Source organism: Bradyrhizobium sp. USDA 4354 (assembly GCF_054060315.1).
In genome coordinates, this window is the sequence record NZ_JBSSDC010000001.1 from 1248220 (window position 1) to 1261057 (window position 12838).

At 64.8% G+C, this 12838-nt stretch carries 9 protein-coding genes and 1 pseudogene; 1 reads left to right on the forward strand and 9 read right to left on the reverse strand.

All coding sequences use genetic code 11. The features are described from left to right. Positions 1–72: 72 nt before the first annotated feature. The 8 genes and pseudogenes from ACVIIV_RS05940 to ACVIIV_RS05975 all read right to left on the reverse strand — a co-directional run bounded on the left by ACVIIV_RS05940 (position 73) and on the right by ACVIIV_RS05975 (position 9987). Complete coding sequence (locus ACVIIV_RS05940) at positions 73–825, reverse strand: hypothetical protein (RefSeq protein ID WP_456743361.1); 753 nt, start codon at positions 823–825, stop codon at positions 73–75. 295 nt (positions 826–1120) lie between these two features. Continuing rightward, on the reverse strand, positions 1121–3097 hold the full coding sequence (locus ACVIIV_RS05945) for an acetyl/propionyl/methylcrotonyl-CoA carboxylase subunit alpha (RefSeq protein WP_456743362.1): 1977 nt from the start codon (positions 3095–3097) through the stop codon (positions 1121–1123). Next, positions 3094–4710, reverse strand: a complete 1617-nt coding sequence (locus tag ACVIIV_RS05950) for an acyl-CoA carboxylase subunit beta (RefSeq protein WP_456743363.1) — start codon at positions 4708–4710, stop codon at positions 3094–3096. Before ACVIIV_RS05950 ends, ACVIIV_RS05945 begins: the two co-directional genes overlap by 4 nt. A 114-nt stretch (positions 4711–4824) precedes the next feature. Next, positions 4825–5691 (reverse strand): 3-keto-5-aminohexanoate cleavage protein, encoded by an 867-nt coding sequence (locus ACVIIV_RS05955; protein ID WP_456743364.1) that lies wholly within the window; start codon positions 5689–5691, stop codon positions 4825–4827. Positions 5692–5889: 198 nt separating this feature from the next. Beyond that, the gene (locus tag ACVIIV_RS05960) at positions 5890–6690 is read right to left on the reverse strand and encodes a helix-turn-helix domain-containing protein (RefSeq protein WP_456743365.1); all 801 of its coding nucleotides are present in this window, start codon (positions 6688–6690) and stop codon (positions 5890–5892) included. Positions 6691–6896: 206 nt separating this feature from the next. After that, entirely contained in the window at positions 6897–7553 is a 657-nt protein-coding gene (locus ACVIIV_RS05965) for a glutathione S-transferase family protein (protein ID WP_456743366.1), read from the reverse strand. Further along, complete coding sequence (locus ACVIIV_RS05970) at positions 7553–8716, reverse strand: acyl-CoA dehydrogenase family protein (RefSeq protein WP_456743367.1); 1164 nt, start codon at positions 8714–8716, stop codon at positions 7553–7555. The genes ACVIIV_RS05965 and ACVIIV_RS05970 overlap by 1 nt, the downstream gene beginning before the upstream one ends. Before the next feature lie 133 nt (positions 8717–8849). Beyond that, positions 8850–9987: pseudogene (locus ACVIIV_RS05975) on the reverse strand (acyl-CoA dehydrogenase family protein). A 268-nt stretch (positions 9988–10255) separates the two neighbouring features. Between ACVIIV_RS05975 and ACVIIV_RS05980 the strand changes: the two are divergent. Beyond that, on the forward strand, positions 10256–11806 hold the full coding sequence (locus ACVIIV_RS05980; protein WP_456743368.1) for an acyl-CoA synthetase: 1551 nt from the start codon (positions 10256–10258) through the stop codon (positions 11804–11806). Positions 11807–11928: 122 nt separating this feature from the next. Here ACVIIV_RS05980 and ACVIIV_RS05985 read toward each other — a convergent pair whose 3' ends face one another. Beyond that, positions 11929–12699: a helix-turn-helix transcriptional regulator gene (locus tag ACVIIV_RS05985; protein WP_456743369.1), complete on the reverse strand. Its 771-nt coding sequence runs from the start codon at positions 12697–12699 to the stop codon at positions 11929–11931. Between the last annotated feature and the right edge of the window lie 139 nt (positions 12700–12838).

Genomic DNA, 12838 nt, shown 5'->3' on the forward strand with positions numbered 1-12838 from the left:
AGCGACATTGGAAGATTGCAGCCTCTCCGCCGGTGCTGGGGCTTAAGCGGACATCAGGCCGCGGCCAGCCGCTTAATGAGTACACGGCCTGGATCCCAGCGCCCGGATCACCGGCCAGGCCGCAAGTGCGGCGGCGAGATGCTTGAGCGTGTGGCCGGAGACCATATGCCCGGTCGCTTCGAACACGGTCACATCGCCCAGCTCGAGAAGCTTGGCCAGCACGTAGAAGACGATCACGCCACCGAGCGGCACGCCAAGTGCGCCGGGCCGCGGGCGCGTCAACGCCAGCCCCACGGCCAGCGCCATGCCGCCAAACTGCACCACCACCCAAGGCGTGAGGTTCTCGCGCGCCACCCAGGCAGCTAACAGGCCCGCGATCATCGTCAGCACCAGCACCGCTTCCCCTGCGCGCGTGCTGATCCGCTCGCTGGCCGCGATGCCCAGAAATCCTGCGAAGGCCACCGCCATACCGAGACGATCGGCGACGAGCCGTTGCGGCATGTCGGGATCGAGATGATAGAAGCCCGAGCCGAGGCAAGTGAGGATCAGCCCCACGAAGAACCAGCTTGCACCGACCGGCGCATCATGGCGGGCACGCAACCGCTCCGAGCCCCAGACGCCCATCGCGAGAAAAGCGAGATTGCTCAGCACATCGCCGGCGTTGGGCACGCCGAGCCAAGTGCGGGCGTCGACGAAATGCGGGATGTGCCAGGCGGCGGCCGGCAGGGCGGGCGCGAAGAGCGCGGTGAGCGTCAGGCTGATGAGGGCGCCGATCAGGTATTTTTCGCGGGCTTGCAGCGCGCCAAGCGCGAAACGGCGAGACACTGAAGGGAGCCTGGCAGTGGCCGCTTGGGCGGGATCATCGGCGTGCAACATGCTCGGCTCCGGGTCAATTGAACAAAGTTCAGTATTTTGTACAATCGAAATGAACAATGTTCAATGGAGATTGTGCGCAAGCTTTTTGCGAGCGGAAACCCCATTGAAATCGTTGGTATTTTGGCGTTTCGGGAGGCGCCGTAGGGTGAGCCAAGCGAAGGTGCCCACCATTCCGCTCACGATCGACATTCGTGGGTACGGCACTTCGCGTCTTTGCCCACCCTGCGAGACCGCGTTTGCGACGCTACCCCGCGCCGATCTCCGCCACGATCCGTCCCGTAGTGACCTGCTCGCCTTCGGCAACATCGATCGCGCTGACCACGCCGTCGATGCCGGCCTTGTGGACGTGCTCCATCTTCATCGCTTCCAGCGTCAGCACCGGCTGGCCGGCGGTGACGCGGTCGCCGGGCTTGACGAGGACGGCGACGACGCGGCCGTTCATGGCTGCGCGAACCTTGCCGTCGCCGCCATTGCTTGCGGCGGCCTTCGGCGCGGCGAGGGTGAGATCGGTGACCGCGAGCGGGATACCCCGGTGCTGGAGATAGAGCCGATCGCCGTCGCGCAGGAATTTGGCACTGTCCATCACCGCATTGTGGCGAAAGCGGACGGCGGCGGCATCGAGGTGCTCGATCTCGAATCGGTCTTGCCGGCCGTCGGTGGCAACGATGTAGCTACCGTCGCGCTCGCGCGTGATGTCGAGCTCGTGCGCGTGGCCGGCGATTTCGATTTTCGCTGGCAGCGGAAAGGTAGCGGCGAGGCTCCGCCCGCCCTGCCAGGACGGCGCGCGCAGGTTTGTGACGTAGAGCAGCAAGCCTGCCAGTGCGGTATCGAATGCTGCGTCTGCCCGCGGCGCCAGCAATTGGTCGCGATGTGCGCCGATGAACGCCGTCGTCGCCTCGCCTTTGGCAAAGCCGGGATGGCGCAGGCAGGACATCAGGAACGCCTGGTTCGTGGTCACGCCAAACGCCGTGAGCTGCTCCAGGCCGACGATCAGCCGTCCCCTCGCCTCTTCGCGATTCGTGCCATGGCTGATCACTTTGGCGATCATGGAATCGTAGTACGGCGGAATCTCCGAGCCCGATTGCAGTGCGTGCTCGACGCGGATGCTGTCAGGCACCTGCCAGCGCGCCATGCGGCCGGACTGCGGCATGAAATCCTGTGCGGCATCTTCCGAGCAAAGCCGCACCTCGATGGCATGGCCTGCAAAACGGATGTCCTGCTGCTTGACTGGCAGCGGCTCACCGCGCGCGACGCGCAGCTGCAGCTCGACGAGATCGAGGCCGGTAATCGCCTCGGTCACGGGGTGTTCGACCTGGAGGCGGGTGTTCATCTCCATGAAGTAGAATGCGCCGCTTTGATCGAGCAAGAACTCCAGCGTGCCGGCGCCCTCGTAGCGCAACGCCTTCACCGCGGCGACTGCGACCTCGCCCATCCTCGCGCGCAGCTCCGCCGTCACCGCGGGCGATGGCGCCTCCTCGATCAGCTTCTGGTGGCGCCGCTGCACCGAGCAGTCGCGCTCGCCGAGATGGATGGCATTGCCGTGACTGTCGCCGAACACCTGGATCTCGATGTGGCGAGGATTCTGGATCGCGCGCTCGAGAATGACGGTGGCATCGCCAAACGCGGCCTTCGCCTCGGAACGCGCACTGCGCAGCGCATCGGGAAGCGAGGCCGCATCGGTCACGAGCCGCATGCCGCGCCCGCCGCCACCGGCGACCGCTTTGATCATCACGGGAAAGCCGATCTTCCTGGCTTCCGCGAGCATCACCTCGTCGCCCTGATCTGCGCCCTGATAGCCAGGCACAATGGGGACGCCAGCCTTCTTCATGATCTCCTTGGCGCCGGCCTTGTTGCCCATCGCCTCGATCGCCTGCGGCGACGGGCCGATGAAGACGAGGCCCGCATCCTTGCAGGCGCGCGCGAACTCCTCGTTCTCCGCCAGGAAGCCGTAGCCGGGATGCACGGCATCCGCGCCGCTCGCCTTGGCCGCTGCGATCATCGCGGGGATGTTGAGATAGGACTGCGCCGGCAGCGCCTCGCCGATGCGCACGGCCTGATCGGCTTGCTTGACATGGAGCGCATCGCGATCCGCATCGGAATAGACCGCGACGACGCTTAAGCCCAAGCGCCGCGCACTGCGCATCACGCGCAAGGCGATCTCGCCTCGATTGGCGACCAGAACCTTGAAGAACGGCCGGTGCTGCACTGATCCGTTCCTCATGGGCGGGCCACCGAGAATTGCATGCGCTGGGGCGTGCGCGCGTCTCCCTCGCGGCAGATCGCGAGCACTTCGGACAGCACCGCGCGGGTGTCGCGCGGATCGATCACGCCGTCGTCGAGCACGCGTGCGCTAGTGGAGAACACGTCCATCTGCCCGTCGAACACGCCGACGATTTGCGCCTTCATCGCCTCCAGCTTGTCCTTCTCGATCGGCTTGCCGCGGCGGGCCGCGGCGGCCTCGGTCACGATCGCCATGGTCTCGGCCGCTTGCTCGCCGCCCATCACGGCGGTCTTGGCATTGGGCCAGGAGAAGCAGAAGCGCGGATGGAAGCCACGGCCGCACATGCCGTAATTGCCGGCGCCGAAGGAGGCGCCGCAATAGATGGTGATCTGCGGCACGGTCGCCGAAGTCACCGCCTGGATCATCTTGGAGCCGTGCTTGATCATGCCGGCTTCTTCGTAGGATTTGCCGACCATGTAGCCGGTGGTGTTGTTGAGATAGAGCAGCGGCGTCCGGGTCTGGCAGCAGGCCTGGATGAAATGCGTCGCCTTGTTGGCTCCGGCGGGATCGAGCGGGCCGTTGTTGGTGATGATGCCGATCGCCTGGCCCTCGATGCGGGCGTGGCCGCAGACGGTGGCGGGCCCGTAATTCGGCGCCATCTCGGTGAAGTCGGAATCGTCAATGATGCGCGCGATCACCTGCTTCATGTCGACCGGACGTTTGTGGTCCATCGGCATGATGCCGAGCAGCTCGTCCTGGTCGTAGCGCGGCGGCTTGAATGGCGCGGTCGCCCTGCTCGGCCGCTCCCATTCCATCGCCGCCATGATCTCGCGCGCGATGCGCAGCGCGTCGCGATCGTCCTCAGCGAGATAATCGCCGAGGCCGGAGATTTGCGTATGCATCTCGGCGCCGCCGAGCTCCTCCTCGGTCGCGATCTCGCCGGTCGCGGCCTTCAGCAGCGGCGGCCCGGCGAGGAAGGCGCGGGTGCGACCACGGACCATGACGATGTAGTCGGAGAGACCGGTCTGATAGGCACCGCCTGCGGTGGACGAACCGTGTGTGACGGTGACGACCGGCAGTCCTGCGGCCGAAAGCCGGGCAAGATTGCGGAAGATGTTGCCGCCGCGAACGAAATCCTCGACGCGGTAGCGCAGCAAATTGGCGCCGGCACTTTCGACCAGCTGGACATAAGGCAGCCTGTTCTCCAGCGCGAGCTCCTGCACACGCAGCGTCTTGTCGAGGCCGTAAGGTTGCAACGCGCCGGCATCGATCCCGGAATCACTGGCGCTGACCATGCAACGAATGCCCGAGACGAAACCGATGCCGGCGATGAGGCCGCCACCGGGGACGCTCTTGTTCGGATCAGGCACGTCGAACATGTAGCCGGCGAGCGTCGACAGCTCAACGAAGGGTGCGCCGGGATCGAGCACCAGAGCGACGCGCTCGCGCGGCAGCAACTGGCCGCGCTTGTGGAAGCGGTCCTTTGCCGCGGCGGATGCGGCACGCGTGCGCTCTTCCAGCGCGCGCATTCGGTCGATCAGCGCGAGCATGCCGTCGCGGTTGGCGTGGTAGCTGACGCTGCCGGGGGAGACGGTGTTTTCGAGAATGGACATGACTTGATCCTGCTCGTCATTGCGAGGAGCGGAGCGACGAAGCAATCCAGACTGCCTCAGCGGTGAGAACCTGGATTGCTTCGCTTCGCTCGCAATGACGGGTGAGGCGACACCTTACCTGTTCGTCCCAAAGATCTTCCGGGCCTCGGCCGGTGACGCGATCTCGCGGCCGGCGCGCCTTGCGCAGGTGGCGACCGCTTCGATCAGCTGGCCGTTCGAGGTCACCTTCTTGCCGTCGGCGAGATAGAAGGTGTCTTCGAGACCAGTGCGCAAATGGCCGCCGAGCTCGGCGCAGCGCTGGTGCAGCGGCCAGATCTCTTCGCGGCCGATCGCGGTGACCTGCCAATGCGCCTCGGAGCGCTTCAGCTTCAACAGAATCGGCAGCAGCTCGGGGTCAGCAGGCATGCCGGAGGCCACGCCCATCACGAAGTTATACTCGAGCGGCCCCTTGTACATGCCGACCTGGCGATACATGCCGACGCAGCGGACGATGCCGACATCGAAGCATTCGAACTCGGGGATGGTGCCGACCGCGTTCATGACGTCGAGATAGTCCTTCACCTTCTCGACCGCATTGTCGAACATCATCGGCGGCCAGGCCCAGGTGTTGTCGGCCTTCACCTTCAGATAATTCAGCGAACCCGCGTTGCAGGCGGCGATCTCCGGCTTGGTCTCGCGGATGCAGTCGAGCGCGCCCGAGTAGTTCGGGCCGGAGACGCCTGACGTGTGGTTGATGATGACACCGGGGCAGGCCTCGCGGATCGCCTGCTGGATTTCCTTGCTGACCGCGACCTCCCAGGATGGCAAATGCCCCTTGTTCGGCGCCTGCTGGCGCAGGTGGATGTGCATGATGGACGCGCCGGCATCGAACGCAGCCTTGGCCTCGCGCGCCATCTGCTCGGGCGTCACGGGCACGTTGTGCTGCTTCGGGTCGGTGAGCACGCCGTTCAGCGCGCAGGTGATGACGGCCTTGTCGCTCATGCCAGTGATGTCTCGCACGTTGAGAATTCAACGCTTGCGATCATGTGACGCGCGACATGCGGCTTCTTGCGCGGAGAAGCTGGAAAACGGCGAGCTTTCGTAGGGTGGGCAAAGCGAAGCGTGCCCACCATCTTGCCAGTTGCAGAGAGATGGTGGGCACGGCGCAAGAGCGCCTTTGCCCACCCTACGGCAGCGGCGTTAACTCGCCTCCGCGAGCCGCACCGTCTCGGTGCTGCGATAGATCGCAAGGTCGCGCGAACCGACGAAGATCGCGCGCGGCTTCAGGCCGTAGAAGCGGCGGATCGAATGGCTGAAATGCGTCGAATCGGGATAGCCGATGTCCTGCGCGAGATGGGCGAGGTTGAGATCCTGGTTGGCGAAGTGCAGCAGATGCCGCGCGCGCTTCCAGGCGCGGAAGGAGCGGAAGGAGATGCCGGTCTCCTCCTTGAACAGGTGCAGGAAGCGCGAGGCGGAGAGGCCCGCTTCGGCAGCGCAGGTGTCCGCCGTCACCGGCTCGCCGGAGAAGCGCTCGATGCGGGCGACCGCGCGCATCACGCGGGGATCGAGCACGCGGCGCGGCAGCGCCTCGCCAAAGCACATCTCGTCGAACTCGGCGGTGGTGATGTCGCCATAGCGGCGCTGACGCAGCAGCGCGTAGGCGGCGAGGATCTTGCGGGCGTAGGCGGCCCGATCGGGTCCGGTCAGCCGCGCGGCCAAGGCCTCGATCACGCCATCCGGCATGCTTTCCGGCTCCAGCGTCACGCTGATCACGGTGCGGTAGTCGCTGGCGATGGAATGCCGCTGGTTCGGCAGGGTGACGAACAGCTCACCGGTGGCGAGGGCATCGTCGATGGTCAGGTGCAAATTGCCCTTTACCGCCACATAAACGTGGCAGCAACCGGGGGTCCGCTTGCGGGGGCGGCCTAGCAGGCCGGCATAGAATACCCGCTCCGGCGTGATCAGCATCAGATGGTCGGATTCGCGACCTTTATCTTCCATTGGGGGTCCTCCTCGCGCGGCTCTCTGGCCGCTGCGGACGTGGGTCACCTTAGCGGAAATTTGGGCGCTGTCACGGTGGGATAGCGCTGTCATGAAAACATGCGCCGTCGTTCCGGGGCGGTCCATTGGACCGAACCCGGAACCTGGAGATTGTCGCGCGAGATTCCGGGTTCGCGCTATTGCGCGCCCCGGAATGACAGCCTCGCTTACGCCCTCACCCTTGGCGCAACATTCTGCTCGATCCCGGCCTTTTGCTCCGCAGCAACGGCGCGCTTGAAACCGTCGCGCTGCTGCAGGCGAGCCCAATAGGCTGCGACATTTGGTCCAAAATCCTTGGCAAGCCCAATGGTGCTCGCGAGGCGGAGCGCGTAACCGATGACAATGTCAGCGGCGGTGAAGCGGCCCGCGCACAATGTTTCAGCATTGGCCGTCGCTGCCTCGACCGCGCGCAGTCTCCCAAAGAACCATTTTGCGTAATCGGTGGCGACCTGCGGGTTGCGGCGCTCCTCCGGCTCGAGCTGGGTGTATCGCAGCACCAGCGTTTGCGGGAAGGTTAACGTGGCGTCGCTGAAATACATCCAGTTCAGGAAGGCGCCATAGGCGGGATCCTCCGCCCCGACCATCAGCGGCGTCGGCCCGTATTTGATACCGAGATAATGGCAGATGCCGGAGGACTCGGTCATCCGCGTCTCGCCGTCGACCAGGAAGGGAATCGTTCCGAGCGGGTTGAGCGCAAGATAGTCCTTGGCAAACACCCGCGGCGGGAACGGCAGCATCTTCAGTTCATAAGGCAGCCCCATCTCCTCCAGCATCCAGAGCGGACGGAACGAGCGCGCGGCGTCGCAGTGATAGAGCGTGATCATCATGCACTTCCTTTGCTGCCGGGCAGCGTGCCCATCATCTTGCACAGGACCATCAGCATGACCTCGTCGGCGCCGCCGCCGATCGAGGTCAGGCGGCTGTCGCGATAGGCGCGGCTGACCGGCGTCTCGTTGGTAAAGCCCATTCCGCCCCAATATTGCAAGCAGGCATCGGTGAGCTCGCGGCCAAGCCTGCCCGCCTTCAGCTTGGCCATGGTCGCGAGCCGCGTCACGTCCTCGCCCGCCACGAGTTGCTCACCAGCGCGATAGATCAGGGCGCGCAGCAGCTCGACCTCGGTCTGCATCTCCGCAAGCTTGAAGTGCACGACCTGATTGTCGAGGATGCTCTGGCCAAAAGCTTTGCGATTGCGGGTGTACTCGATGGTCCGGTCGATGATGTATTCGTGCGCCTTGAGACAGGCGGCCGCGCCCCACAAGCGCTCCTCCTGGAACTGGATCATCTGGTAAGTGAAGCCCTTGCCCTCCTCGCCGATCCGGTTGCGCTTGGGCACGCGGACATTGTCGAAGAAGATCTGCGCGGTGTCGGAGGAGCGCATGCCCATCTTGTCGAGCTTGCGGGCGACGGTGACGCCCTTGCTCTTCATGGGCACGCAGATCAGCGACTTGTTGCGGTGAACCGGCCCGTCGCCGGTGTTGGCGAGCAGGCAGATCCAGTCGGCCTGCGTGCCGTTGGTGATCCACATCTTGCCGCCATTGATGACGTAATCGTCGCCGTCGGAACGCGCATTGGTCTTGATCGAAGCGACGTCGGAGCCTGCGCCGGGCTCAGAGACGCCGATGCAGGCAACGTAGTCGCCGGCAATCGAGGGCGCCAGAAACTCACGGCGCACCCCGTCCGAGCCGAACCGCGCCAGCGCCGGCGTCGCCATGTCGGTCTGCACCCCGATCGCCATCGGCACGCCGCCGCAGGTGATGGCGCCGAGCTCCTCCGCCATCATCAGCGCATAGGAGTAGTCGAGGCCCGAGCCGCCGAACTCCACCGGCTTGTTCAGCCCGAGGAAGCCGAGATTGCCCATCTTCTTGAACAGCTCGTGCGCCGGGAAGATGTCGGCCTTCTCCCATTCATCGACGTGAGGATTGATCTCGTTGGCGATGAATTTTTGCAAGGAGCGGCGAATGTCGTCGTGGTCGGCGGTGAATAGCATTTTTCTCCCTGTCATTCCGGGGCGGCGCGAAGCGTCGAACTACGATGCGCGTTGCGCATCGGAGAATCTCGATATGTTGGACTCAATCTCTAGGTCCCGGGTTCGCGCTCTGCGCGCCCCGGGACGACGGTTGTCATAGCCCCATCTGTCTTGAGGCTAAATCCTTCATGATCTCCTCGGTGCCGCCGCCGATGGCGTTGACCTTGACCTCGCGGTAGATGCGCTCGGCCTTGATGCCGCGCATGAAGCCGGCACCGCCGAAGATCTGCACGGCTTCGGAGGCGCAGAACGCCATGGTCTGCGTCGCCTGGTTCTTCATCATGCAGATTTCCGCGATCGGGCTCTCGCCCTGCTCGAGGCGCCAGGCCAGCATCTCCAGCATCGCTTGTGAGGCCGCGACCTTCTGCGCCATGTCGACGATCTTGTGCCTGATGACCTGATGCTGGGCCAGCGGCTTGCCGAAGGTCTTGCGCTCCTTGGCATAGGCGATCGCCTCATCGACGCAGACGCGCGCGAAAGCGGTGCAGCTCGCTGCCATGCCCATGCGCTCGCTGTTGAAATTCTGCATGATGATCTTGAAGCCCTGCCCCTCTTCGCCGATCAGGTTCTCGGTCGGCACGCGGCATTCATCGAAATGCAGCGTCGCAGTGTCGGAGGCCCACCAACCCATCTTCTTCAGCTTGGTCCGCGACAGGCCGGGCGTGTCGCCCTCGATCAGGAGCAGGCTGACGCCGCCGGCGCCCTCGCCGCCGGTCCGCACCGCAACGGTCAGATAATCGGCACGCATCCCTGACGTGATGAAGGTCTTCTCGCCGCTCACGACGTAGTGATCGCCATGCCGGCGCGCCCGGGTACGAAGATTCGCCACATCGGAACCGCCGCCCGGCTCGGTGATCGCCAGCGCTGAGATCTTCTCGCCTGACAGCACCTGCGGCAGCACACGTGCCTTCACCTCGGGCCGCGCCGCGCGCGCGATCGGCGGCGCTCCAATCGTATGGCTCATCAGGCTGGCGGTGATACCGCCGGCGCCGGCTTGCGCCAGCTCTTGGCTGGCCACGATCTTCATGAACTGATCGGCGGCGATGCCGCCATATTCCTCGGGGAAATCCGAGGCCCAACAGCCCGATCTCGGCCGCCTTGCGGTAGAGCCCGCGCGGGAATTCGCCGGCCTCGTCCCACTCATGGGCGAATGGCGTGATCTCCTTCTCGACGAAGCGCCGCATCATTTCGCGGAAGGCGTCATGCTCGGCGGTATAGAACGGGCTCTTCATCGCACCCTTGCCTCGTGGACGGATTCGTCTCGTCAACCATGGACGGAACCTTGGCAGCTCACTTGCGCGGAGTGGCTGACTGGAGCCGATGCTCCGCGCAAGGCAGCAACCTAGCAACTCAACGCAAGACGATTTTCGCCGCTCACAGGCCAACTCTGGCTTAAAAAAAACGTTGCTGCACAGACTCCGGCTGGCCCCAGGGCCACGCCGGGCATGGTGCACAGGCAGCAAGAAAGAGGGCGGCACAAGGCCGCCGAGGGAGGAGTTTTTGACCGTTCGCTATTACGATTGGATCGTCCATCATGGCCGCCGCTCGCCGAACAAGGTTGCGGTGATCGACCTCGCGAGCGAGCGCCGTTTCACCTATTCGCAGCTCGATGCCCGTGTCTCACGCCTCGCCTCGTTTCTACGCCACACACTCAACGTCTCGCGCGGCGACCGCGTCGCAGTGCTGGCACTGAACACGACCGATACGCTGGAGGTGCAGTTCGCATGTGGGCGATTAGGCGCCATCTTCGTGCCGCTGAACACCCGCCTCACCGTTCCCGAGCTCCAGTTCATCACCGCCGACTGCGCACCGAAGGTGATGATCCACGACGCCGACCTGGCCGACACCGCGCTGAGCGTGGCGAAGCTTTGCGAGGTTGCGACGAGCCTGCTGCTCGGTGCCGGCGGATCCTATGAAGCCGGCATCGCCGCCGCAAAGCCGCTCGACCGCGCCGAAGAAGTCACGCTCGATGACGTCTCGACCATCATGTACACGTCGGGCACGACCGGGCATCCCAAGGGCGCGACCATCACCCACGGCATGACGTTCTGGAATTGCGTCAATCTCGGCGGTCCCGCCTGCATCGGGCCGGGCTCGGTGCTGCTCACCGTGCTGCCGCTGTTCCACACCGGCGGTCTCAATTGCTACACCAATCCGGTGCTGCATGCCGGCGGCACCGTGATGATCATGCGCGCCTTCGATCCCGGCACGGCGCTCAGCCTGATCAACGATCCCGCGCAGGGCATCAACGTGTTCTTCGGCGTGCCCGCGATCTACCAGTTCATGGCGCAGCACCCGTCCTTCGCGACCACCGATCTCAGCCGGTTGATCGTCGGCGGTGTCGGCGGCGCACCGATGCCGGTGCCGCTGCTCAAGGTCTGGGAGGCGCGCGGTGTCGCGCTTCAGCAGGGCTATGGCATGACCGAAACCTCGCCGGCCGTGCTGGTGCTCGATCGCGAGGATGCGGCGCGCAAGGCCGGCTCCGCCGGCAAGCCGGTGCTGCACACCGAGGTGCGCATCGTGCGCCCCGATGGCAGCGACGCCGATGTCGGCGAACTCGGCGAGCTCTGGGTCAAGGGCCCCAACATCACGCCGGGCTACTGGAACAGGCCGGAAGCGAACAAGACGTCCTTTACCGACGGCTGGCTGCACACGGGCGATGCGACGCGCGTCGACGAGGAAGGCTTTTACTACATCGTCGACCGCTGGAAGGACATGTACATTTCCGGCGGCGAGAACGTCTATCCCGCCGAGGTCGAGAACGTCCTGCACCAGCTCGCGGCCATCGCGGAAGCTGCCGTGATCGGCATTCCTGATGCTCAATGGGGCGAGGTGGGCCTTGCCATCGTCGCAGTCAAGCCGGGACAGAAGCTGACGGAGACGGAGGTGTTCGCCCATTGCGCGGCCAATCTGGCGCGCTTCAAATGCCCGCGCCAGATCCGCTTCGTCGACGCGCTGCCGCGCAACGCTACCGGCAAGATCCACAAGCCGACCTTGCGCAAGGAGTTCTCGGTGACTTCCGAAATCGACAAGAAGGTCGCCAACGCTTGATCGAAGCGCCCCTTGCGGGCGCTTTTTTGAACCCATGTGGTGATCGACGTCTCGAGCGGCGCTCGGCGATGCCCGCAAGCCTCAACGCGTTGGAAGGCGTGCTGAACGAGGTCGACGCGAGGTTATGCCGGCAGGAAGAGCGCGAAGGGCTCTTCCACCGTGCGGCGCAGGTGCTTTCGGTACAGCTCATAGTTGGCATCGCCGGACGCGACCCGGCCCAGAGACGGCTTCGCAACGTTCCTGAGCGGCACATAGGCAATCGGCGCAGCGATCGGCGTGAGCTGCGAGCCGGGTCCGGCGCGGAGCGTCGAGATGATGCCGTACATCTCGCCGGAAACCGTCGGCCGCGACACCGTGATCACGCGATGTTGGCCGTGCTTGATGATGACGAGGTAGATGAAGCCGGACTGATGGGGGACGGCGACCTCGCCGGAATGCTCGTAGGCGGCATCGGTCCGATCGCCCTCCCGAAAGACCAGCGACGAGACCTTCGGCTCCCAGACGATCTCGGTGCGATAGGCGAAGATCGCATCCTTGTCGCCGAACGACGGCCGCAGGGTGATGTACACGTCCTCGAGCCAGGTGACGGCGCGATGCGCATAGGAGCCGAGGCTGTCGGGCGCGACATCGTTTGCGGCCGGAGGCGTCACCACGACGGCGCTTTTGCGCAAGGAGACGCCGAGCGCCTGCTCCAGCCGGACTGTCGTCGCCAGCGTGAACGGCCGCCGGCCGCCGAGCACCTTCTCCAGCGTCGACAGGCTGAGCTTGGCCTGCTCGGCCAAAGCCTGCCGGGAGATCCGGCGCCTCGCAAGCTCCTCGCGAATGGTCTCGGCGATCTCACGGCTCTGCTCGTCCGAAAGCTGCCTGTCGGTGAGTTTATCCTGCGTCTGCATCGCTAGCCCTGCTCCAGCACGGCTATCCTAGCAGGGCGGACAAGCCAGCACAAAACCGCACATGGCCGCCCCGGCGGAAGCAAGTCCGGGCCAGCCGCGGCGGAACATTGCCGATCATTCTGCTCGCGAAATGTCGTCC

Bases quoted from the DNA above. Each gene is read 5' to 3' on its own strand.
- ACVIIV_RS05945 (WP_456743362.1), bottom strand. From the start codon at position 3,097: ATGAGGAACGGATCAGTGCAGCACCGGCCGTTCTTCAAGGTTCTGGTC.
- ACVIIV_RS05950 (WP_456743363.1), bottom strand. From the start codon at position 4,710: ATGTCCATTCTCGAAAACACCGTCTCCCCCGGCAGCGTCAGCTACCAC.
- ACVIIV_RS05955 (WP_456743364.1), bottom strand. From the start codon at position 5,691: ATGAGCGACAAGGCCGTCATCACCTGCGCGCTGAACGGCGTGCTCACC.
- ACVIIV_RS05960 (WP_456743365.1), bottom strand. From the start codon at position 6,690: ATGGAAGATAAAGGTCGCGAATCCGACCATCTGATGCTGATCACGCCG.
- ACVIIV_RS05965 (WP_456743366.1), bottom strand. From the start codon at position 7,553: ATGATCACGCTCTATCACTGCGACGCCGCGCGCTCGTTCCGTCCGCTC.
- ACVIIV_RS05970 (WP_456743367.1), bottom strand. From the start codon at position 8,716: ATGCTATTCACCGCCGACCACGACGACATTCGCCGCTCCTTGCAAAAA.
- ACVIIV_RS05985 (WP_456743369.1), bottom strand. From the start codon at position 12,699: ATGCAGACGCAGGATAAACTCACCGACAGGCAGCTTTCGGACGAGCAG.